Raw genomic sequence first — 23,256 nt, 5'->3', positions numbered from 1 at the left:
GCACCACCGATCCGTAGATTGGGCAGCACGCGATAATCTATCGGAGAGAACTCCCATGAAAACGTCAGACAAACATGCCGCACTTGCCGCCGCTACGCTGACCGACCCACGCTGGGCCGCGGTGCAGGCACGCGATGCACGCGCCGACGGCACGTTCTTCTATTCGGTCAGGACCACCGGTGTTTACTGCCGCCCTTCCTGCGGAGCCCGCCCGGCCCGACCCGAAAACGTGGCGTTTTACGACTCCACCGCCGCTGCGGAACGGGCCGGCTTTCGCCCGTGCAAGCGTTGCAAACCCGATCAACCATCGCTGCAGGAACAGCACGCAGCGATGATCACCGAAGCCTGCCGGTTGATCGAGAACGCGGAGACGCCGCCCACGCTCGAGCAGCTGACGAAGCCGAGCGGCCTGAGTCCGTTCCATTTTCACCGTGTGTTCAAGGCCGTTACCGGCTTGACGCCGAAGCAGTACGCCGCCGCCCATCGCGCCCGTCGTGTGCGCCGCGAACTGGACCGCGGCGGCAGCGTGACCGAGGCGATCTTCGACGCCGGCTACAACGCCAGCAGCCGCTTCTACGAGGTGTCGAACCAGATGCTCGGCATGACGCCGTCCAGCTATCGCGCCGGCGGCGTCGATCACGACATCCGCTTCGCGATCGGCGAATGCTCGCTGGGTGCCATCCTGGTCGCGCAGAGCGAGCGCGGCGTCTGCGCGATCCTGTTTGGCGACGATCCGGATGCGCTGGCGCGCGACCTGCAGGATCGCTTCCCCAAGGCGAACCTGATCGGTGGCGATCACGCGTTCGAGCAACTGGTAGCGCGGGTGGTGGGTTTCGTCGAAGCACCGGCGCTCGGCCTCGACCTGCCACTGGATGTGCGTGGCACCGCGTTTCAGCAGCGCGTCTGGCAGGCGCTGCGCGAGATACCCGCCGGTGTCACCGTCAGTTACAGCGACATCGCCCAGCGCATCGGCTCGCCCAAGGCCGTGCGGGCGGTAGCCGGCGCCTGTGCCGCAAACATGCTGGCAGTGGCGATCCCCTGCCATCGCGTGGTGCGCAACGACGGTGGCCTGTCCGGCTACCGCTGGGGCGTGGAGCGCAAGCGCGCCCTGCTCGCTCGCGAGGCAAAGGCATGAGCGCACAACTGCGCGCGCTGCCCATCGCGACGACGGATGAAGCCAGTGCGCGGCTGCAGGTGTTTGACTGGGCCGATGTTGCCAGCGAACTCGACACGCAGGGCTGCGCCATGCTCGATGCCCTACTGTCGCCGCAGGAATGCCGCGCACTGGCAGGCCTCTACGCAAATGACGAACTGTTCCGCAGTCGTGTCGTGATGGGTCGCCATGGTTTCGGGCGCGGCGAGTACAAGTACTTCGCCTATCCGTTGCCAGACACGGTGGCCGGCCTACGCAGCGCGATCTATCCGCGGCTGGTGCCGATCGCGAACCGCTGGAATGCGGCGATGGGGATAGATGTGCGCTACCCCGATACGCATGCCGCCTTTCTTGCCCGTTGCCATACCGCCGGCCAGCAACGCCCCACGCCACTGCTGCTGCAGTACGGCGCGGGTGACTACAACTGCCTGCATCAGGATCTGTATGGCGAGCATGTGTTCCCGCTGCAGATCGCGATCCTGCTGTCCGAACCCGAGTGCGATTTCAGCGGTGGCGAATTCGTGCTGACCGAGCAGCGCCCGCGCATGCAGTCGCGTCCGCAGGTGGTGCCGCTGCGCCAGGGCGACGCCGTGGTGTTCGCGGTGCATCAGCGTCCGGTGCAAGGCGCGCGCGGTAGCTACCGGGTGAACCTGCGGCATGGCGTGAGCCAGGTGCGCAGCGGCCATCGCCATACGCTGGGCATCATCTTTCACGACGCCACATGATTACGTCGGATCTGTTCGGCAGTGCGGCTCATCCTGAACACCGGGACGAAACGCTGTGCGAAGGCGCCGTGGTGCTGCGCGGGTTTTCGCTGGCACATGAGCCGCCGCTGCTGCAGGCGATCGATACCATCGTGGCGCAGGCGCCGTTCCGGCATCTGATCACACCGGGCGGCTTCCGCATGTCAGTGGGCATGACCAATGCCGGGCCGCTGGGTTGGGTCAGCGATCGGCGCGGCTATCGTTACGATCCAATCGATCCGGACAGTGGCAAACCGTGGCCGGCCATGCCGGATGTCTTCCTGGAACTGGCTGGAGCTGCCGCCACGCGGGCCGGTTTTCCCGGTTTTGTACCGGATGCCTGCCTGATCAATCGCTACGAACCGGGCACCCGGCTGACCCTGCATCAGGATCGCAACGAGCGCGACTTCGGCCAGCCAATCGTTTCCGTCTCGCTGGGCATTCCGGCGGTGTTCCTGTTCGGCGGCATGCAGCGCACGGACCGCGCGCTGCGCGTGCCGCTGGCCCATGGTGATGTGGTCGTATGGGGTGGCCCGGCGCGGTTGCGCTATCACGGCGTGCTGCCGCTCAAGCCGAACCATCATGCAGCGCTCGGCGAATGTCGCATCAACTTGACGTTTCGCCGTGCCGGCTAACAAGGGAAATCTCGTTCCGATGAAAAGCCGCAAACCGGCATCCGTCGATGCATCGAACTATCTGGCGTCGATCGACGCCGACTGGTCACGCCTGGTGGCGCAGCTCGGCCCCTGCGGACACGAGCCGAAACCCGCACGCGAACCGTTCGAGGCGCTGGTGCGTGCGGTGGCCTACCAGCAGTTGCACGTCAAAGCGGGCGACGCGATCCTCGCGCGTTTGCTGGCCCTGCATCCGCAGCAACCGTTTCCGTCGCCGGCGCAATTGCTTGACACCGGTTTCGATGCGATGCGCGCCTGCGGCTTCTCGGCGCGCAAGATCGAGACGATCCGCGGCATCGCCGCCGCCACGCTGAGTGACGTGGTGCCGGATCTAGCCGCAGCCCAACTGCTGTCGGATGACGAACTGATCGCACGACTGAGCGCGCTGAAAGGCATCGGCAGCTGGACGGTGGAGATGTTCCTGATCTACAGCCTGGCCCGACCCGACATCCTGCCGGTGGACGATTTCGGTGTGCGCGAAGGCTATCGGTTGCTGAAGTCGCTCGACGTGGCACCCACGCCGAAGGCGATGGCGCTGATCGGCCAGACTTGGAGCCCGCACCGCACTGCCGCCGCATGGTATCTGTGGCGGGTGCCGCGGCCGACGAAGGCCAAGACCAAAGGCTGAACCCGCTAGGGCGGGCTGACACCGAGCCGATGCCCATACACCAGCTTGCCGCCGAGCCAGCCCGCAGCAGCCAGAAACAGGAAGCCCAGCACGCTCATGCCGATCGCGAGCAGACCCGGTTTGGCGAGATGCGTGCCCTGCAGACGCAGGAACAGACTGGCCGTATAGAAGGCCAGCGCGCACATCACCATGAGCATGTGCCGGTTGGCGTCCTTGATCGCCGGATTGTCCTCGGCGACCCTGGCCAGTTCGAAAAAGCCGGCCAGCATGGCAGGGATCGAGAAACCGATCCCTGCCACCAGCAACACGCCGGCAAGGTGCCACGCCGGCTCACCCCAGACCAGACTGGCAAGATCCGCAGTCGTCGCCAGCGACCAGCAGGCGATCGGAAAATGGACCAGTGCCGGATGGAGTGGATGGCGCATGGTTCAGCCGAGCAGCAGGCTGAGCAAAGTCAGGAAACCGGCCACCGCGACACCCGCGTGCACGAACACCACGGCCTTCGGTGCGATCTGCTTGCGCAGATGGAATGAGGCGAGAAAGAAGCCGCCCAGCGCCGCGACCACCAGCAGACCCAGCGCCGCAGTGAGACGAGCAGGCGCTGCACCCTTGAGCACTTCAAGGATCAGCAAGACCAGACCGCTCGCACCCAGCACGGCATGCAACACCGAGATCGCCCATGGCGCCAGCTTGCCGCGCAATACGCTGGAAGCCAGCACCAGCCCGCCGACAGCGGCAATCGCAAAAATCAGAACTGCATAGAGCAACATGTCAATTCCCCTCTGGTTGCGTCATAAAGACGAAGAGCCAACGCCATGCGTTGGCCGTACTGCCACTGATCGGATGCATCAGCTCGCCCAAGGTTCCCGGGCCATGGTGGCAGCACCTGCAGGATGCGCCTTTCAGGCGACCCTGGCTCGACCAAGGTGCAAGTGCCGATTCCGCAGCGGCTTGCTACCCTCGCCGGATCGACTGATCGCGAGGCAAGCATGACCATCCACGGCATCCACACCATCGACACCGGCTTCGTGCGGCCGCAGTTCGATGCGGCGTATCTGATCGTCGAGAACGGACGCGGCGCCTTCATCGACTGCGGTACCAACTTCTCGGTGCCGCGCATGCTGGCCGCGCTCGACGAGGCCGGAATCACCGCCGCCGAGGTGGACTGGCTGATCCTTACCCATGTCCATCTGGATCATGCCGGCGGTGCCGGCGAGCTGATTGCGCAGCTGCCGAACGCGAAGCTGGTGGTGCATCCGCGCGGTGCCCGGCACATGATCGACCCGTCGGTACTGTGGGCCGGTGCCAGCGCCGTGTATGGCGAGGCGGTGATGGAGCAGACCTATGGCCGGCTGCGACCGATTCCTGCTGAGCGGGTGATCGAAGCGCCGGACAGGCATGTGGTGGATCTGGCCGGTCGACCCTTGCTGTGCATCGACACCCCCGGACATGCGAAACATCACCTGACCGTCTACGACGCCCGCGCGAATGCCTGCTTCACCGGCGACGTGTTCGGTCTGTCGTATCGCGAATTCGATACGTCGAGCGGCCCGTTCATCCTGCCCACCACCTCGCCGGTACAGTTCGATCCGGATGCGCTGCATGCATCCATCGATCGATTGCTCGCGCTGCATCCCTCCGCGATGTATCTCACCCACTACGGCCGGGTGGAGCATGTGGAACGACTTGCTGCCGATCTGCACCAGCAGATCGACGCGATGGTGGCGCTGGCCCGCGCGGCGGATGGTCACGAGTATCGTCATGCAAACCTGGTCGAGGCGCTGACCGACCTGTATGCAGGTCGCGCCGAAGCCCATGGCTGGACGCAGGGCCGCGAAGCGCTCGTCCAGCTGCTGCATATGGATATCGAGTTGAATGCGCAGGGGCTGGCGGTGTGGCTGGATCGCTGACGCGCTGCGGTCGCAATCCGATCTGATCAGGCCAGCCGCGTGCCGTTCGGCACCGGGCGCTCGACCGCCGTGATCACCACGCCCGCATCCGTGTGAAACCCGGTAAGCAGGAACTGCGAACGAAACGGGCCGATCTGCTTCTCGGGGAAGTTGATCACGCCGACGATCTGGCGACCGACCAACTGCTCGGCGCTGTACAGCGCAGCGATCTGCGCACTGGTCTTCTTCTCGCCATACGGGCCGAAATCCACCCACACTTTCCACGCCGGCTTGCGTGCTTCGGGAAACGGTTCAACACGGATCACCGTCCCGGCAACAATCTGCACCTTCTCGAAATCGGCCCAACTGATTTCAGCCTGCTCTGCTTCGCTCATCCTTCCAGCCTCGTCTTCAACCAATCGCGACCCTGTTGCCACCAGTAGGTCGTCTGCGCGCCAAGATAACCGAACGGCCGGTGCGTGCTGCTCAGGCCGTAGTCGGCAAACTGTTTCCAACGATCGTCGCCAGCCGCAATCGCTGCGGCCAGCAGCTCGCCGGCGGCACAGGTCGGCGCCAGACCGTGACCGCCGAACGCCTGCGCCCACCAGAGTCCGTTGTCGCTGCCGCCGATCTGGGGCATCTGATGACGTGCGTAACTCATCAAGCCCGACCACGCGTAATCGATCTTGACGCCGTGCAATTGCGGAAATACCCGCAGCAGATCTTTCGTCAGCAGCCGCTGCACCGCTTGCGGCGAACGGTTGCGGACCGAGATACGGCCGCCCCATAGCAGCCGCGTATCCGGCAACGCACGGTAGTAATCGAACGCGAAACGGCTGTCGTAAATCGCAGCACGGGTATGCAGGCAATCGTCCAGCCGGTGACCCAACGGCTCGGTCACCATCACGTAGGTGGCGATCGGCAGAATTGCCCGATCGATCGGCTTCTGCAGGCCGGCCAGATAACCGCCGCACGCCAGCACTACCTGATCGACCAGCAGTTCGCCCTGCGCGGTGCGCACACGCCACTGCAGGCCTTCGCGGGTGAGGCTGCGGACGCCACTGTTCTCATGGATGCGCACGCCCTGCCCGGCGGCTGCCGCAGCGAGACCGATCGCATAGTTGAGTGGATGCAGATGCAAGGCGTCACGTTCATACAGACCATCGTGGTAGCGCTCGCTGCGGACGCGCTCGCGCAGTTCGGTCTGGGGCAACCATTGCCACTGCACACCGTAATGCTCAGCCAGCAGTTGCTGGCGCCGGCGCAACACGCCCGGATCGCGAAACCAGTTGGCCCAGATCACGCCCTGGTCGACGGCATCGCAGGGAATGGCGTAATCGGCGACGCGCTGGCGGATGCGCTGCACCGCTTCGGTGGTGAGCTTGAACAAGGCCTGCGCACGCGCCTCGCCTAGCTGATCCAGCAGCGATTGCTCGCCCAGCGAATAGCCGGCAAACACGAATCCGCCGTTGCGGCCGGAGGCACCGAAGCCGATCTGCTCACGCTCCAGCAACACCACATCGCTCACGCCACGTTCGGCCAGGCCCAGCGCCGTGTTCAGCCCCGCAAAGCCCCCGCCGATGATGGCCACCCGCGCATGCTGCCTGCCTTGCAGTGGAGCAAAGCTTGTGTACGGAGTTGCCGTGGCACGGTAGTAGGACGTGGCCTGGGGTGGTACTGACATGGGACGACGGACACCTTGAATGTGGCGCTTGGACAGCGAGCATAGCGCAGCGTTCCGGATGCCACCGGTGTGGCTATTCGACCAGACTGACTCCAAGCGGGCGCTGGTCGCTGCGGCCATGATCGTCGACCACGTGCACGTTATAGCTGCCTGCCGTCTGCGGTTGCCAGAACAGCGACTCGCCCGGCGCACTGCGGCCGATATAGGCGTCGTTGACGAACCAGTACAGCGCGTGCGTGTCGGCATCGGTCGTGGCGACGAACGCGATGCGCTCCTGCCCGAGCTGGGCCAGTCGCATTGCGTATGTGCTGCCGCGCAGCGGCGAGGTGATCTGCGGCGGATCGCCATTCGGTGTGCCGGCATTCCCGCACTGCGGATTCTGCGGCGGCTTGCGCCGCGGAATGCCGGCCTGGGCAAATACGTGCTGCAGGTCGGATGGCCAGAACTCATAGACCTCAACATGCGTGCGCTTGCCGGCATAGGGCGGGCATGCCGGAAGGCCGCTGGCATCATCGATCACCACCGGGCGGTGCACGTTGCTGACACGGATCGGCGACTTGCCGGGAATGAACCAGGTCATTCCTTTCTGAGGACACCACTGGTTCGGCAAGTCGCCACTGGCCAGGCAGATCTGCACGCGCTTGAGGTTGGCCGGCATATGCCGGATCGGCTCGGCCAGTTGCCGGTGTTCGGCACGCAGCGCGTCGATGATCTGGAAGAACAGCGGCGCAGCGGCGTCCGCACCCACGAAGGCCGGATTGCCGGTGCTGTCGAAATTGCCCACCCAAACCACCAGCACGTAGGGTCCGAAGCTACCGGCGGTCCATGCGTCACGAAACGCCCATGACGTGCCGGTCTTCCAGTACACCGGCAGCCGCGCGGGTTGCGCGCCGGTGGTTTCGTCCGGGCGCGGATTCTGCCGCAGCATGTCCATCACCATGAAGCTGGCTTCGTCGCTAAGCATCCGCGTGCCGGCAACCTGCGGCTCGTCGGCGAGCAGGCGCAACGGCCTCAGCTCACCGCGATTGGCCAGCATGGCGTACAGCCCGCCCAGTTCCTGCATGCTCACCTCGCCACCGCCGAGTACCAGGGCGAGGCCGTAGTGTTTCTCGCTGGCCATGCGGCTGATGCCGGCGTCGCGCAGGAACTGGTAGAGACTCGGTTGCTTCAGCTGCGAGGCTACCCACACGGCAGGAATATTGCGGCTGCGGATCAACGCATCGGTGGCTGTAATCGGGCCGAGGAAGTGGCCGTCGAAATTCTCCGGCGTATACGGACCAAACGAGGTCGGTACATCGCGCAGCACGGTCTGCGGATGCAGCACACCTTGGTCGAAACCCAGCGCGTAGATGAAAGGCTTCAGGGTGGAACCGGGCGAGCGTTTGGCCAGCGTGCCGTTGACCTGACCCTGGATCGAGCGATCGAAATAATCCGCCGAACCCACCATCGCCTTGATGCCCATGTCGCGCGTATCGATCAGGATCGCTGCCGCGTTGCGGATGCCACGCGATGCATTGCGGGCGACATATTGGGTGATCTGCCGTTCCAGCGCGTGTTGCAGGCCCAGGTCGAGCGTGGTGTTCAGGCGCGGCTCGCCGGACACGCCGGCGACTTGCCGTTGCGCGAGTAGCTGCTCGACTGCGTGCGGTGCCTCGAACGGCAACGCCGACAATGGACGAAGATTCAGCGGCAGTGCGAACAGCGGCTTCAGCGCCACATCGTTCGGGTGGCTGCGCAGCCAGCTCGCATAGAGCCGGTTTCGCGAGGTCGCCAGTTGCGGATTGATCAGGTTGCTGGCGGTGGCATCGGGACGCTGGAGCCGCCGCGTGGGGTCCTGCGGAAGCACGGCCAGGGTCAACGCCTCGGGCAGACTCAGCGCGCTGGCCTGCTTGTTGAAATACGCCAGGCTGGCCGCGCCCACGCCTTCGACATTGCGGCCGTAGGGCGCGTCGTTGAGATAGGCCTCGAGAATCTGCCGCTTCGAATAGAACAGCTCCAGTTGCAACGCCCGCGCAATCTGCCGCAACTTGCCCTGCGGCGAGCGCGTATTGAGCTTCCACAGCAGTCGCGCCAGCTGCATGGTGACGGTCGAACCACCCTGCGGATTGCCGTGGCGCACATAGGTGATCCATGCACCGCGCAACAGTCCGTAGGGATTGATGCCGGGATGCCAGCGGTACCAGCGATCCTCGTGCAGCAGTACGCCGTCGACCAGTTGCGGCGAGATGTCCGCCAACGGTACCCACAGCCGGTAACGATCGTCGCTGGCCAGCGTCAGCCGCAGCAGCCGACCATGATCGTCATAGACGGCGGTGGATGACGGTTGCCAGTCACGCAGCGATGGATGCGGCCACAGTCGGCAACCCGCCAGGATGGCGACAACCAGCAACACGCCGACCAGCCAGTTCTGCCAGCGGCGCAGCCACGCAAGCACGCGGCGTGACAGGCGGTTGAGCAAGTGATGATGATTCATGGCTGGACTGCGCAGGCACCGGCCCGACGCTGGCACGCTCCCTGTGGGAACGTGCCAGCGTGCGTTACGGCTTGCTCACCACGGTCAACGTGCCGCTGCCCGGTGAGCGTGCCTGCACACTGCGGTCGTACATCGATTCGCCATAGGCCGGCGGCACGATGAACGTGCCGGCATTGCTGGCCTTGATGCGATAGACGAACTCGCGCACGTCCGGCGTCGCCGTGCCGTAGATCACCACGCGATCCTCGCGGATATCGGCGTATTCGGGCTGCCAGGTCGATGTCGACAAACCGATCGGCGAACGCCACGCAGTCGGCTTCACCTCGCTGTCGCCACCATCATCGGCTTGCGGCTGGTCGGTGACCGGCGCTGGCGGCTCGATCACCGGTTCGAACCCGCCAGGGAGCAGATCGACGATGGCGACATTGCCGACACCCTGATCACCGGTGGCGCGAATCTTCACGTGGACATCGATCTCCTCGCCGACATTGATCTTGTCGAGCGGCTTGCCCTTGCTGTCGGTGTACTCGCGCACGATCTCGATGCCGTCCTTGATCGCCTTGGTCGGCGCGTCGCGGTCATAACCGCCCTGGCTTGCCACATGCCAGGTTGTCACCGAACTGCCGTTGGTGAAGCGCAGACCGGTCGCTGTGTTGCCCCAGGTTCCGGCCTGCACCAGGTTGCCCTGGATCGCCGCAATCGACTTGGCGCTGCCATCGGCATGCAATTCGGCAATGCCCAGCTTGTCCAGTTCACCCGCACTTTGTGCGGCATACGCGTCCAGCGCGAGCACCGTCATCGACGACGACAGCGTGTTGAACTGGTTGTTCGCCAATGGCCAGGTGATGTTTTCCATCACGCGCGGTGACAACGCCTTGGCGCGCCCGGGAAAATACTTCGACAGCAGATACAGCACGCTGGCATCTCGGGTCAGCGGATCGTAGTAGTAGCTGTAGACGTACGTCTCCTTGGACAGCTTGCGCTCCAATGCCTTCTGCGGACCCGCGATGAGCTGGTTCGCCTCCTTGTCCTGTTTCAGCAGCTCGTACGACGCAGCCAGCCATGCAGCCGCGAGATCGTTCTTCCAGTCGTTCGGGAACGCATCCTGCAGCCGCCGCTGTACCGCCGCTAGATCGTTGGTGGTGACGTTGCCCTGACGCGTCAGCAGGTAAACCGCATAAGCACGCTGGCGCAGCTCGTCGAGCGAATTCAGGCTCTCATCGGCAGCAAGCTGTTGCAGGTATTTGTTGCCTGCATCGAGCATGTCCTTCGGCACGGTGACGCCGAGATCGCGCGCTTCCAGCAGAAAGTGCATCGCGTACGCCGACACGAACGGTTCGGAATCGGGTGTCGCGGACCACACACCGAAACCGCCCTGCCCGTTCTGGCGCGAATGCAGCACGTCGAGGAAGTTCGCCAGCGCTTCATCGTTGCTGATCTTCTTTTCGCTGAAGGCCGGTTGCAGTGCATGTGCGAATACCGGCACCACCGGCCACTTCGCCACCACCAGCCGAGGCATCGCCGCGCTGACCAGTTGCTCGCTGCAGTAGTTCTGATAGTTCACCAGATAGGCGGTGAGGCCCTGTGCCAATACCACCGGCAAGGTCGAAATTGCCGCATCGCGCGACACGTAGGCGTCGTACATCTTGCGCAGATCCTTCAGCTCGAGCTTGTTGCCAGGATCGATACGGCCCACGTCCACCTGCGTGCGATAGGCTGATGCCGGCCGCACCGAAACATCCACACCCTGATTCGCCGACTTGCCGGCGTAGCCCGCGCTGAAGGCCAGATGGCCGGAGCCGAGTACATCGGTGGCCTTGACGTGGAACACCGCCACGCCTTCACGCATCTCGCCCAGTGACAGACTCTGCGTGGCAGGTCCGACAACCTGCAGTTGCGGGCTGGTTTTCAGCGTGACCGACACGGGCACCTGCTTGCCGTTCAGGCCAGTCAGGTTGTTTGCCACGCCGGTGCTGACCTCGGCCTCGTCGCCCGGTGCCAGCGTGGTCGGTACGTTTGGCGACAGCACGAAGTCGCCGCGCACGGTGGTCGAACTTTCGAAGGTGCCGATGCGGTCCGGCGACACGGACACCGCCATCACGCGCAGCTTGCCGTTGAAGTAATCAGGTACCGCGTAGCTGAAATCCTTCTCGCCATCGACGTCGACGATGCCCGACCAGTACACCACCGGCTTGTCGCGCTTGCGCTTGAACGGATTCAGCTGACGACCGATCGCACCATCGGCGTCACCGCCGGGTGCAGCCATCGCCATCAGCTTCTCGAAGTCCGGCAGGATCAGGTCGAGAATCTGCGAGGTGCCCACTTCCAGCATCCGCTTGCGGAAGAAGAACTTCAGCGGATCGCCCAGCTTGTAGCGCGCCACCTGCAGGATGCCCTCGTCCACCGCGAACACCACCGCCCGGGTCGGCTGGGTCGAATGCAGCTTGAACGTCGCCGTCTCTCCCGGCTTCACCAACGCCGGAGCATCGACCGTGATCGGGTTGCGGCGTGCATCCAGGTTCACCGAGAACGGCACCACGCCGTAGCTGAGCGGACTCATGAAAACCTCGTCCGAGGACGGATCACGGATGTACTGCACGTTGATGTAGCCGTTGCCTTCGAAATCCGCGGGCACCGTGATGTGCTGCACCGAGCTGGTGGTGTCGGCATGGAACCACGCGTGCGCATAGACCTTGTCGCGCTCGATGGTGATCAGGCCACTGCCGGCATAAGGCGCACGGATCGAGATTTCCACCGGCTCGCCCTGCGCGTAGTCCTGCTTGCTGAGGTTGAGCTGCAGCTCGGCGTTGCGGTCGAGCGAACGCGTGACATTGGCGGCGCCGGCGACGGCATATTCCACGCGGTTCACTTCGACCTGGTCGCTCGCACGACGGATCACCAGCGCGTAATTGCCGGGTTTGTCGGTGGGCAAGGTGTAATCCATGCCGACCGCAGGAATCGTCAGCGACTGCTCGCTGACCGGGGTTTCCTTGAGCTTCGATTCGTACTTGTAGACTCCTGAGTCCTGTTTGGTCAGCACCGAGACAAACCGGCGCTCGATCAACTGCGCCTTCAGGCCACTCAGTGCGAACGCCTTGGCCTGCGGATCGATAGCGACCAGGTGCACTGCGCGTGGGCTGTCGCGCTTGATGTAGTCGAGACTGTCGACAGACTTGTAGCCGACCAGCCAGTCATTGCTGGACACCAGCGTCTGCGCGGCAGCGGCAACACTGCGGCCGCCTTCGGCCTCGTACGCCTTGCTGAGGAAGTACAGCTGATAGGTAGCGTCGGCATACTTTTTCAGATCGAGGTCGAACTCGGCATGCCCCTTGTCGTCGGTCTTGCCATCCTGCAGGTTCTCCTCGTAACCCTCCTTGGCACGGCGCACGTCATAGAAGTGATAGTCCGGCCAGCTGTGGAAAGCCGGCCATGCCGGACGCAGGGTCAACGAAGCCTCGACGCGGCGATCGGCGGCCGGTGTGCCAAACAGGTTCTGCACGTCGACCACGCCCTTCAGCTGGTCCGGCTTCACCCAGCCCTCAGGTGTCTGCTGCGACAGCCTGGCCTCGACCTTCATGCGATCAGGCAGGAATTCCTTCACTTGCACGGTGGTGGTGCCGATCTGTGCATCGGCCTTGCCGTCCTTGACGATATAGAGATTCACCGTCCAGCTGCCGGTAGGCGCGGTTTCGGCAGGCGTGTAATCGAGCTCGCCGAAGCCGGACGCATCCATGGTCAGCGCCTGCTGTTTCACCGTGACGCCGCGTGGATCGACGATCTCGGCTTGCAGCGGAATGCCCGCCACGTTGCGCGACCAACTGGCCGCACGCACGATCAGCCCGATGTGGAACAGGTCGCCCGGGCGATAAATGCCGCGATCGGAAAACAGATAGCCGGAAAGCTGGCCCTGGTTCACCGCATTGGGCTCGCCGCCGATGTCGAAACGCGAATAGTCGAGCTGGCGATCACTGCCATCGATCGGCAGGAATGACAGATCGTCACCCTTCCTCACCACGTACATCACCGGCTTCTTCTCGCGCTGCAGTCCCTTGAAGGCGGGAAAATGCACCACGCCGTCAGCGCCGCTGGCTTGCGTGTAGAGCGTCTGACCGTTGACCGCAAGCACCGACACGCTGGCCCCATCGACTGGCTGCCCGGTATGGATGGACTGCACGAACACGTCCTGGCTGCCATCCAGCGACCGCTTCACCAGCATGCCCAGGTCGGTGACGACGATCAGGCGCGTATCGGTGGGCATCGCGCTGTCAGCGGATTCCCCGCCGTCGCCATCGTTGCTGTCACCGTTTTCAACGTTGCTGTCATCGCCAGCGGTCGATGCGTTGACCGCGACGCCTGCGGAGCTCCCGGAGCGTGCGGGCGCATCGCCTGGAGCCGGTGCCGCCCCCTGCAATTCCCTAGCCTTGGCCTTGGAGGCCGCAGCAGCTTTCTTCGCTTCAGCCACCGGGTCGTAACCGGAAAGATGCAGCAGGAATACACCTCGCTTGCCTTCCTTCAGGTACTGGCCAAGGTCGACACCCTCATAGTGCGCTTTGCCAGGATCGGCCTTGGGAAATGCCGACTTCTGCACGAAGCGCTCGACGATATGGTCTTCGCTGAAGCCGTAACCCAGTTCCGGATGGGTGTAGGTGCCCTGGTTGAGGCTTACCAGATGCTGAAGTTGGTCGGGCAACACACGGCCGATCTCCAGCCGCATGCCTGGCATGTTGCGCGACGCCACTGAAATCCGCTTGCTGCCGCTCAGCGACAACAGCGAACCATCGGCCATGAAGCGCAGCAGCTTCGGGTAATCCGGCACGCTGAAGGTCTGCGCAATCGGTTTGCCCAGTACATACCCGCCAAAGGATTTAAGCCCGGCACCGATACGCACGTAGACCTGCTGACCGGGCTTCGCGTGATATTTGAAACTCTGCAGTTCCGCGTAGTCGTTTTCGGTAGGCACCAGTTCAAGCGACAGCGGTTGCGACTGACGCAGGACAGCTTCGCTGACTTCGGAAACGTCCCAGGGATAAGGCGCGTCGTCGCTGGACTGCGCTGCACCCGGCTTGCGCGTCGGCAGCACCCATGCCTTGGTCAACCCAGCCAGTTCGTTGCCACGTACGCTGCCGCTGACATTCGCCACGAGCACCTGCTCGGGTTCGTACTTGTCGTTGTCGACCAGGGTCGGACTGATGTCCTGGATCGCCAGGCTGTAGAGGCCTGGGACATGGACGCTGGTCTGTATCTCGTCATGCGTTCCGTCACCACCGCGGGAACTTCGTACGCCATCAGCCAGCTTCAGCAATACCGCACCGTCATCGCGTGGCAGATCCAGCGGCTGCGAATGCACCCAGGCATTGAGCTTGAACGCGTCATAGGTGACCGTGAATTTCAGCGGTGTGCCGAACTTTCCATCCTTGTCGGCCAGCGCGATCGCGATGCGCTTCTCGAATTGCGCGGCATCCACCGGGTAATTGAAATTGACCGGGACGATCGTCTTCTTCGCCGTCGCATCCTGCGGGTCCTGATAGAACTCGCCTTTGCCGAATGTCGCTGCGAACTTCGGCAGATCGAAAGCCAGATGGTCATCGGTCATCAATACGTGCGGCGCAAAGGCCTGCTTCACATCGAACTGCACCTTGACGTGCACGCCCACCGGCCAGTCTTCGGCGGGAGCAAAGCGTAGCGTATGATCGTCGAGCCAGCTCCATTCGCCCTTGAGCGCAGGCTGCATCGCAATGCCCTTGCTGGCGACTTTGCCGACCAGTTCGATCGGCGCCACCGAATGGGAAAAGACGATCTCCAGCGGATGGATGGTGACCTTGGGAATGCCGTTGGGTTGTGCAGCGTATTCGGTGATGGCCGGCGCCTTCACATCGAAGGTAATCCGCTCGGGTTCGACCGGTCGGGGCCGATGCTGATACCACTGCCAACCAAACCATCCGCCGATGATCAGGACCAGTGCGGCGAGCAGCCCACCGGCAAAATGACGCGGGCGACGACGGATCGCTGCACCGGTGGCGGGAGCCCAGCCAGGCGCAGACCAGGAGATATTGCCAACGAGGGGTCGCAGGATTGAACCGAGCAAGTGAAACACGGCACGCACCAAACGTACCGGCAACATCAGCAGAAAACGCAGCAAATCCATGATGCTTCCCGATTTTCATCCATTGACGGAGCCGACGACGCCGGTTCCGGGTACGACTCGCTGCAACCCTGCATGACGCAGGTTTGGCGATGCCGAAAAATTTCCCCAGATCATCCTGCGCGCCGACCGTGGCAAAACGCGGCGTTGATTCTGACATGCCACGGATGGTTGCAGCAGCCCGACTCTGAAAACATGAAGCCGGCACCCAATGGGCGCCGGCTTCATGTCGTGGTCAGTGCGCGTGACGCTTCTGACCGGCTACCTGGTCTACCTGGTCAGAGGCCTGCGGCAAATTCGCGTACCACCGAGGCGAGCTTCGGATCCTGCATCGCCATGTGCATGGTGGCGCGTACCAGACCGGCCTTGTTGCCACAATCGAAGCGGGTGCCTTCGAAGCGATAGGCCAGCACCTTGCCCTGCTCTTTCAGCAAGGCCTCGATCGCGTCGGTGAGCTGAATCTCGCCGCCGGCACCTGGCGTGGTCTGTTCCAGCAACTGGAAGATGCGGCCAGGCAGCACGTAACGACCGACCACAGCCAGATTCGACGGCGCATCGGCCGGCTTGGGCTTTTCCACCATATGGCGGATCTGTGCGCTGCGTTCATCGATACGCGTGGCGTCCACGATGCCATACTTGTCGGTGTCGTTATGCGGGACTTCCTCGACCGCGATCACGCCAGCCTGCTGCGCGTTGGCCAGCTCAGCCATCTGTCGCAGCGCGCCCTTGCCGCTGCCGATGGCGCCGTTCCAGATCAGGTCATCAGGCAGCACCACACCGAACGGTTCATCACCAACGACAGGCTTGGCGCACAACACCGCATGGCCAAGGCCGAGTGCCTCGGGCTGGGTCACGAAGATCGCCCGCACATGCCGCGGCAACGTGCCCTGCACCAGAGCAAGCAATTCGTCCTTACCCTTCTCCTGCAGCTTCGCTTCCAGCTCGTAGGCCTTGTCGAAGTAGTCGGCAATCGCGTGCTTGTAGCGATTGGTGACGAAGATCAGCGTGTCGGCGCCGGCGTCCACCGCCTCGTCGACGGCGTACTGGATCAGTGGCTTGTCGAGGACGGGCAGCATTTCCTTGGCGACCACCTTGGTCGCCGGCAGGAAGCGCGTGCCGAGTCCGGCGACGGGAAATACCACTTTGCGCAGGGGCTTGCTCACTCACTGATCTCCGGGTTGGCGCGGCGAATCGACACCACGTTGTCCGGCTGTGCCGATTCGCTCCAGCGGAACGAAGGCAGCAGGCTGGACACGCAGCGGCGAAGTTCTTCTTCATCGAAAACGGTGACAGCCTCGACGGCTTTGTTCAACAGTGCCTGCAGCAATTCCCACGATACTTCGCGGTGTTGCGCCAGGAAAATCTTGGCGTGTTCGGTGGCGCTGTAGTTTTCCAGCGGATGGAACAGTTCTTCGAACAGTTTTTCGCCGGCGCGCAAGCCGGTGTAGACGATCGGGATTTCGCTGCCCGGCTTCTTGCCCGCGAGGCGAATCATCTGTTCGGCGAGGTCGCGGATCTTCACCGGCTCGCCCATATCCAGCGCGAAGATCTCGCCGCCCTTGCCAATGCTCGCAGTCTGCAGGATCAGCTGACAGGCTTCGGGGATCGTCATGAAATAGCGCGAAATCTCCGGGTGGGTCACGGTGACCGGGCCACCGACGCGAATCTGCTCACGGAACAGCGGCACCACCGACCCGGCCGAATCCAGCACGTTGCCGAAACGCACCGTCATGAAGCGAGTGTCGGCATGCGCGTCGAGGTTCTGGCAATAGATCTCGGCGACGCGTTTGCAGGCACCCATCACGCTGGTCGGGTTGACCGCCTTGTCGGTGGAGATCAGCACAAAGCATTCGACCCCGAACGCACGTGCTGCATCGGCCACCGTACGCGTGCCCAGCACGTTGTTGTTGAAGCCGGCGCGCAATTGCCCCTGAAGCATCGGCACATGCTTGTAGGCCGCTGCGTGGAACACCACCTGCGGCTGGACATCCGCAAATGCCTTCTGCATCGCCGCATGATCGCCGCAATTGGCCAGGATGCCGTCGAGGATCAGCTCGGGGAAATCCGCGCGAAGTTCCTGGGTGATCCGATACAGGTTGTATTCGCTTTGCTCGACCACGGTGAGCGATTGTGCACCGAGCCGCGCAACCTGCCGGCACAACTCCGAGCCGATCGAACCGCCACCGCCAGTCACCAGCACACGGCGTGCACTCAACGTTTCACGGATCGCAGTCCAGTCCAGCTCCACGGTGTCGCGGCCGAGCAGATCCTCGATCGCCACTTCCTTGATCTGGTTGAACTGCGCCCGGCCGGCAACCACATCTTCCAGTCGTGGCACTGTCCGATATGGCAGATCGGTTTCGTCGCACAACGACACCACTCGCCGCATCTCGGTAGTGGAAGCTCCCGGTAGCGCGATCAGCAGCATGTCGACCGCCGCCTCACGTGCTACCTCGGGTAACTGGTCGAAACGACCAAGCACCGGATGGCCATTGATGCTGGCACCACGCAAACTGGTTTTGTCGTCGACGAAACCAACCACGTCATATCGACTGTCGTGATGCAGATCGCGCGAAAGCACTTCGCCAGCCCGATCCGCACCCACGATCAGAACCCGCTTGATCGTCTGGTTCTGTAGCAGATCGTTACGACTGTCCTTCCAGTACCGGTAGAGCAGCCTCGGGGCACCGAGCATGGCCGCCAGCAGGATCGGATAAAGCAGCAACACCGAGCGCGGCACGCTATCGAGCCGGTCGTACAGGAACAGCGCAGCGTAGATCCCCGCCGCACCGAACACCGCTGCACGCAGGATGTTCCACAAATCCGGCAGGCTGGCAAAACGCCAGACACTCCGATACAACCCCGTCCAGCGGAAAATCAGCCCCTGTACCAGAAGCACAATCGGAATTTCCAACATGTGGAAGCTGACGATTTCGTCCGGCTTCAATGTGTACCGCAGCAGTTTGGCGAGCCACCATGCCAATGCCGCCATCGCCAGATCGTGCAACACGACTGCGATGCGCGGATGAATGAAACCGACCAGTTTACGCAGCAACATGGGGAGCCTTGAGCAGGTGGCGTCGCAGACAACGACGTTTCAGCGCCAGCCATGCGGCTGTCGCTCCCAGATAAGCAACCATGGTAATCGGCAGCGCCATTCGCAGATGACTCCAGGCCAACCAAGCCAAAGGTGCCGCAATCAACAGATTCCAGCACAGATAAACCGCATCTATCCGTGCATGTGTCCCACCACGGCGTACCAGCCATTGGTACAAGTGTTCGCGATGCGCAGTGTACCAGCGCCGTCCGCGCCACATTCGCGTCAGCAAGGTCAAGCTGGCATCCACTACAAACGCCGACGACAGGATCAGCGCTGGCCATAACAGGGCATGGTTCTGCCGCCACAGCATCGCGCTGAACGCAAAGATCAGCAGCCCCACGCTGCCACTGCCGACATCACCCATGAAAATCCGCGCCAATGGCCGGTTGTAGTACCAGAAACCCAGCGCGGCTGTAGCCAGGGTGGCCGCCGCCAGTGCCAGTGCCGGCTGCGCCGTGCCCCACGCCAGCAACGCCAAGCCGCCGCCGACAAAGATCGCCTGTTGCGCGAGCAAACCGTCGATGCCGTCCATGAAGTTGTGCAGGTTGATGCTCCATACCCCGCCGATCAGGAGCAGCGGCAACCACCACCACGACAAATCAGTCATCAACAAGGCAAGAGAGAACACTCCGGTGGCCAGCATTTGCGCACCCAGCCGTGGCCATATTGGCAGTGAGCGATGGTCGTCCCACCAGCCAGCCAGCGCCACCAGCAAAAGCGCCATGAGCAGGCCTGCAATCAGATTGGGCGGCAACGCAGCCGGCGCGCTCAACAGTGCACCGGGCAGGCAGATCAACATCGCCACGACGATGCCGATACCGCCACCGCGCGGAGTAGGCAGCTGATGCGAGCGACGCTGTCCAGGCTGATCGAGCATGCCGCGACGATGTGCATACCCAATCGCGCCGCGCGCCAGCAGCAACGTGATCAGCAAACTGGTCAGCAACCATCCCATGGTCGTGTACATCCTCAAGTTCGTCTCACTCGCTGGCGACGCCGTGAATCGGCCGGATCGTACTCCAGCTCTTGCAACTGGGACACTGCCAATGATGTGCCTTGGCACCGAAACCGCAACGGCTGCAGCGGTACATCGCCTGGCCCTCCAGCAGCTTCCTGGTCAGATCGCGCAGGATCAGGAAGTTTTCGCGCGCCTCGCCTTCGATCTTGTCCATGGTCGCGTCGATCAATGCCATCAGACCACGCACCGACGGTCGCAGACGCAATTGCGTTGTCAGGAAGTCGATCGCCGCCCGCTCGCCATCGCGCTGCCGGTACAGATGGGTCAACGCCAGCACCGGTGAGACGCCGTGATAACGCTCCAGCATGTTGCGCAGGAATCCTTCTGCACGTTCCATCTGCTGCGAACGGGCATAACTGTTGAGCAACGGCGGCAGGATTTCCGGCGTGAACGCGATGTCGGCATCCACGGCGGCCTCATACGCCGTCACGGCATCCTCGTGATGGTCGTCCTCCGATTGCAGACGGCCGGTCAGCATGAACGCTCGCACGCAATCAGGCTGGCACTTGAACGCCTGTTGCAGGTAATCGCGGGCTTCGGCGCGGGCGCCGTGCTGGCGCGAACGATCGGCCAGCTCGCAATAGAACTGGGCGATCATCGGCGCCTCGTCCTCGCCGGTCATCACCTCCAGCCGACGCGCGTGCTCGATCGCTTTGTGCCAATCCCGTTCATGCTGGTAGATCGCAATCAGGTGACGCAACGCCGAAGGCGCGTGTGCATCCATCGCGACCAGGTCGGAGAACAACGCTTCAGCGCGATCGAGCAGACCGGCGCGCATGTAATCCTCGCCCAGTTCCAGCAAGGCCACCGTCTTCATGGCATCGGATAAGCCCGGTCGCGAGACCAGATGCTGATGCAGCCGTATCGCTCGATCCACCTCGCCGCGCCGGCGAAACAGATTGCCCAGCGCCAGATGCGTCTCGACCGTGTCGCGGTTGTATTCGGCCAGTTTGAGGAAAACCTCGATCGCCTTGTCCTGCTCCTCGTTGAGCAGGTAATTCAGGCCGCGGAAGTAGTCCGAGGACAGCTCGCTGACTTCGGCGCCGGAACGGCGCGCACCCACCTGGCGGGAGGCCCACCAGCCCAGTACAAACGCAACCGGCACCAGCAGAGCCAGCACATACAGGAGATTCATGGTTTGGCCAGCAACTTCTTGTCCGCGCGCGATAGCTGACGGCGCTGCCGACGCTGGCGTGAGCTGACGCCAAGCCACGCGGTAAGGCCGCCGAGCAGCCAGCCGATCACCACAGCGCCCAGCAAGGCGGCGCCTTTGGGCAGTTGCACACGGGCGAACCCGAGATCGTAGCCGACCAGATCGGCGTTGAGCGCACCCAGCACGATGCCGGCGGCGATGAAGATGAGCAGGATGATGATGGCGAGCAGTCGCATGCCGAGACTTTACCCGATTGACCGTGACAGGCACAGGCAGCTCTATCCATCCATGCGACAACGATTCAGGACGCCATGCCGATCACCCGGATTTCAGGCATAAAGAAGGCAGGATCGACTTGCGTCGCCTGCCTTCGATGAACCTGCTTTCGATCAACGTGTTGCTGCCGTATCAACCGGCTTCCTGCACCAGATCCAGATTGACGCGTTCGCGCAATTCCTTGCCTGGTTTGAAATGTGGGACATGCTTGCCGGGCAATGCCACGGCTTCGCCTGTCTTCGGGTTGCGACCCATGCGCGGCGGCCGGTAATGCAGCGCGAAGCTGCCGAACCCACGCACCTCGATGCGTTCGCCGTGAGCCAGCGCATGACTCATCTGTTCGATCACGCTTTTGACAGCCATCTCGACGTCAGCAAACGCAAGATGTGTCTGGCGCATGGCCAGCGCTTCGATCAATTCGGATTTGGTCATGGGACCCCAATGTCCGTGACATCAAAACAGCGGGGCGGCGATGTGCCGCCCCGCGTCAGGCTTTCGCAACGATCAGTCAGCCTTGTTGAACTGCTCTTTGAGCAACGCACCAAGCTTGGTCGTACCGCTGGCTGCGGACGCGTAGTCGACAGCCGCCACTTCCGGCACATCTTCCTCGTCCTTCGCGCGGATCGAGAGCGCCAGCTGGCGACCCTTGCGATCCATGCCAGTGAACTTGGCTTCGACCTTGTCGCCCACCTTCAGATGCAGCGTGGCATCCTCGATGCGCTCCTTGGCGATGTCGTTGGCACGCAAGTAACCCTCGACGCCCTCACCCAGATCGATCACGGCGCCCTTCGCATCGACTTCCTTGACGGTGCCGTTGACGATGGTGCCGCGCGGATTCGCCGCCATGAACTGGCCGAACGGATCCTGCTCCATCTGCTTGATGCCGAGCGAGATGCGCTCGCGCTCCGGATCAACCGCCAGCACCACGGCCTCGATCTCGTCACCCTTCTTGAAGTTGCGAACCAGATCTTCGCCGGACATCTGCCAGGAGATGTCGGACAGGTGCACCAGACCATCGATGCCGCCGTCCAGGCCGATGAACACGCCGAAATCGGTGATCGACTTGATCTGGCCGGAAACCTTGTCGCCCTTCTTGTGCATCGCTGCGAAGGCTTCCCACGGGTTCGAGCGGGTCTGCTTGATACCCAGCGAGATGCGGCGACGCTCCTCATCCACGTCCAGCACGGTGACTTCGGTCTCGTCACCGACCTGAACCACCTTGGCCGGGTTGACGTTCTTGTTGGTCCAATCCATCTCGGACACGTGCACCAGGCCTTCCACGCCCGGCTCGATCTCGACGAAGCAGCCGTAATCGGTGACGTTGGAGACCTTGCCGAACAGACGGCTGCCGACCGGGTAACGGCGGGCAATGGCGACCCACGGGTCGTCGCCCAGCTGCTTCAGGCCGAGCGAAACGCGGTTGCGCTCCTTGTCGTACTTCAGCACGCGCACGTCCAGCTCGTCGCCGACGTTGACCACTTCGGACGGATGGCGCACGCGCTTCCACGCCATGTCGGTGATGTGCAGCAGGCCGTCGATGCCGCCCAAATCCACGAACGCGCCGTAATCGGTCAGGTTCTTGACGGTGCCCTTGACCACGGCGCCTTCGGTCAGGCGCTCAAGCAGCTGTTCGCGCTCGGCGGAGAACTCGGTCTCGACGACGGCGCGGCGGCTGACCACCACGTTGTTGCGCTTGCGGTCGAGCTTGATGATCTTGAACTCGAGTTCCTTGCCCTCGAGGAAAACCGGGTCACGCACCGGACGCACATCGACCAGCGAGCCCGGCAGGAATGCGCGGACGTCCTTGATGTCGACCGTGAAACCACCCTTGACCTTGCCGGAAATCAGACCAACGATGGTCTCTTCCTTGTCGAACGCCTGCTCGAGGTCGTCCCACACCATCGAGCGCTTGGCCTTCTCGCGCGACAGCTTGGTCTCGCCGAAACCGTCTTCCAAAGCTTCGAGGGCAACCTTCACCTCGTCGCCTACCTGCACCTCGAGTACGCCGTCCTCGCTCTTGAACTGCTCGATCGGGACGATGCCTTCGCTCTTCAGGCCAGCATTGATCACGACGACGTCATTGCGGATTTCCACAACGATGCCGGTGACGATGGCGCCGGGCTTCAGCTTGGAGATAGCCTGTTGGCTCTGTTCAAACAGTTCGGCAAAACTTTCAGTCATGTTGATTCCATAGTGGGAAAAGACCGTTGCCCGTTGCGCTTGTTGATGTGTTGCGCACGAACTTCCCGGTCCACCGGTTGAGGGCGTCTTCAGGTGGTTCCTCAAGAACCGACCGTCGTCACCGTTGGCCAAAATCCCCTGC

General features: G+C 62.9%; 18 protein-coding genes. 5 read left to right on the top strand and 13 right to left on the bottom strand.

What is annotated here, in order from left to right; genetic code table 11:
• Nucleotides 1-55 precede the first annotated feature (55 nt).
• Genes ada through IE071_RS05815 form a run of 4 tightly spaced genes read left to right on the top strand, consistent with a single transcriptional unit; the run spans nucleotide 56 to nucleotide 3,198 of the window.
• Nucleotides 56-1,135 (top strand): bifunctional DNA-binding transcriptional regulator/O6-methylguanine-DNA methyltransferase Ada, encoded by a 1,080-nt coding sequence (gene ada, locus IE071_RS05830; RefSeq protein WP_189440161.1) that lies wholly within the window; start codon nucleotides 56-58, stop codon nucleotides 1,133-1,135.
• A complete protein-coding gene (locus IE071_RS05825) occupies nucleotides 1,132-1,878 on the top strand; it encodes a 2OG-Fe(II) oxygenase (protein WP_189440160.1) in 747 nt (248 codons plus the stop codon). The genes ada and IE071_RS05825 overlap by 4 nt, the downstream gene beginning before the upstream one ends.
• Entirely contained in the window at nucleotides 1,875-2,531 is a 657-nt protein-coding gene (gene alkB / locus IE071_RS05820; protein ID WP_189440159.1) for a DNA oxidative demethylase AlkB, read from the top strand. Before IE071_RS05825 ends, alkB begins: the two co-directional genes overlap by 4 nt.
• Before the next feature lie 19 nt (nucleotides 2,532-2,550).
• On the top strand, nucleotides 2,551-3,198 hold the full coding sequence (locus IE071_RS05815) for a DNA-3-methyladenine glycosylase family protein (protein ID WP_189440158.1): 648 nt from the start codon (nucleotides 2,551-2,553) through the stop codon (nucleotides 3,196-3,198).
• A 5-nt stretch (nucleotides 3,199-3,203) separates the two neighbouring features.
• Here the strand turns inward: IE071_RS05815 and IE071_RS05810 are convergent, their stop codons facing one another.
• Nucleotides 3,204-3,623: a DUF2231 domain-containing protein gene (locus IE071_RS05810; protein ID WP_189440157.1), complete on the bottom strand. Its 420-nt coding sequence runs from the start codon at nucleotides 3,621-3,623 to the stop codon at nucleotides 3,204-3,206.
• A gap of 3 nt (nucleotides 3,624-3,626) precedes the next feature.
• Entirely contained in the window at nucleotides 3,627-3,968 is a 342-nt protein-coding gene (locus tag IE071_RS05805; RefSeq protein WP_189440156.1) for a hypothetical protein, read from the bottom strand.
• A gap of 219 nt (nucleotides 3,969-4,187) precedes the next feature.
• On the opposite strand from IE071_RS05805, the gene IE071_RS05800 reads away from it, so the two are divergent.
• Nucleotides 4,188-5,108: an MBL fold metallo-hydrolase gene (locus tag IE071_RS05800; protein WP_189440155.1), complete on the top strand. Its 921-nt coding sequence runs from the start codon at nucleotides 4,188-4,190 to the stop codon at nucleotides 5,106-5,108.
• A gap of 26 nt (nucleotides 5,109-5,134) precedes the next feature.
• Here the strand turns inward: IE071_RS05800 and IE071_RS05795 are convergent, their stop codons facing one another.
• The 11 genes from IE071_RS05795 to rpsA form a co-directional block, all read right to left on the bottom strand.
• On the bottom strand, nucleotides 5,135-5,482 hold the full coding sequence (locus IE071_RS05795; RefSeq protein ID WP_189440154.1) for a tRNA-binding protein: 348 nt from the start codon (nucleotides 5,480-5,482) through the stop codon (nucleotides 5,135-5,137).
• Nucleotides 5,479-6,771 (bottom strand): NAD(P)/FAD-dependent oxidoreductase, encoded by a 1,293-nt coding sequence (locus IE071_RS05790; protein ID WP_189440153.1) that lies wholly within the window; start codon nucleotides 6,769-6,771, stop codon nucleotides 5,479-5,481. Before IE071_RS05790 ends, IE071_RS05795 begins: the two co-directional genes overlap by 4 nt.
• A 73-nt stretch (nucleotides 6,772-6,844) precedes the next feature.
• Complete coding sequence (gene pbpC, locus IE071_RS05785; protein ID WP_189440152.1) at nucleotides 6,845-9,244, bottom strand: penicillin-binding protein 1C; 2,400 nt, start codon at nucleotides 9,242-9,244, stop codon at nucleotides 6,845-6,847.
• Nucleotides 9,245-9,308: 64 nt separating this feature from the next.
• A complete protein-coding gene (locus IE071_RS05780) occupies nucleotides 9,309-15,389 on the bottom strand; it encodes an MG2 domain-containing protein (RefSeq protein ID WP_189440151.1) in 6,081 nt (2,026 codons plus the stop codon).
• A 275-nt stretch (nucleotides 15,390-15,664) separates the two neighbouring features.
• On the bottom strand, nucleotides 15,665-16,549 hold the full coding sequence (gene galU / locus IE071_RS05775; protein WP_189440150.1) for a UTP--glucose-1-phosphate uridylyltransferase GalU: 885 nt from the start codon (nucleotides 16,547-16,549) through the stop codon (nucleotides 15,665-15,667).
• The gene (locus IE071_RS05770; RefSeq protein ID WP_189440149.1) at nucleotides 16,546-18,444 is read right to left on the bottom strand and encodes a polysaccharide biosynthesis protein; all 1,899 of its coding nucleotides are present in this window, start codon (nucleotides 18,442-18,444) and stop codon (nucleotides 16,546-16,548) included. Before IE071_RS05770 ends, galU begins: the two co-directional genes overlap by 4 nt.
• Nucleotides 18,431-19,453, bottom strand: a complete 1,023-nt coding sequence (locus IE071_RS05765) for an MraY family glycosyltransferase (RefSeq protein ID WP_189440148.1) — start codon at nucleotides 19,451-19,453, stop codon at nucleotides 18,431-18,433. The genes IE071_RS05770 and IE071_RS05765 overlap by 14 nt, the downstream gene beginning before the upstream one ends.
• Nucleotides 19,454-19,466: 13 nt before the next feature.
• Entirely contained in the window at nucleotides 19,467-20,639 is a 1,173-nt protein-coding gene (lapB, locus tag IE071_RS05760; protein ID WP_189440147.1) for a lipopolysaccharide assembly protein LapB, read from the bottom strand.
• Complete coding sequence (locus tag IE071_RS05755; RefSeq protein WP_189440146.1) at nucleotides 20,636-20,893, bottom strand: lipopolysaccharide assembly protein LapA domain-containing protein; 258 nt, start codon at nucleotides 20,891-20,893, stop codon at nucleotides 20,636-20,638. The genes lapB and IE071_RS05755 overlap by 4 nt, the downstream gene beginning before the upstream one ends.
• Nucleotides 20,894-21,065: 172 nt before the next feature.
• Entirely contained in the window at nucleotides 21,066-21,365 is a 300-nt protein-coding gene (locus IE071_RS05750; RefSeq protein WP_189440145.1) for an integration host factor subunit beta, read from the bottom strand.
• Nucleotides 21,366-21,437: 72 nt separating this feature from the next.
• The gene (rpsA, locus tag IE071_RS05745) at nucleotides 21,438-23,114 is read right to left on the bottom strand and encodes a 30S ribosomal protein S1 (RefSeq protein ID WP_189440144.1); all 1,677 of its coding nucleotides are present in this window, start codon (nucleotides 23,112-23,114) and stop codon (nucleotides 21,438-21,440) included.
• Nucleotides 23,115-23,256 lie beyond the last annotated feature (142 nt).

The sequence above is a fragment of the Rhodanobacter panaciterrae genome (assembly GCF_014651895.1).
Classification (GTDB): Bacteria; Pseudomonadota; Gammaproteobacteria; order Xanthomonadales; family Rhodanobacteraceae; genus Rhodanobacter; species Rhodanobacter panaciterrae.
The sequence above is the reverse complement of the archived record's forward strand: the minus strand, read 5'-3'. Positions and strand labels throughout refer to the sequence as shown.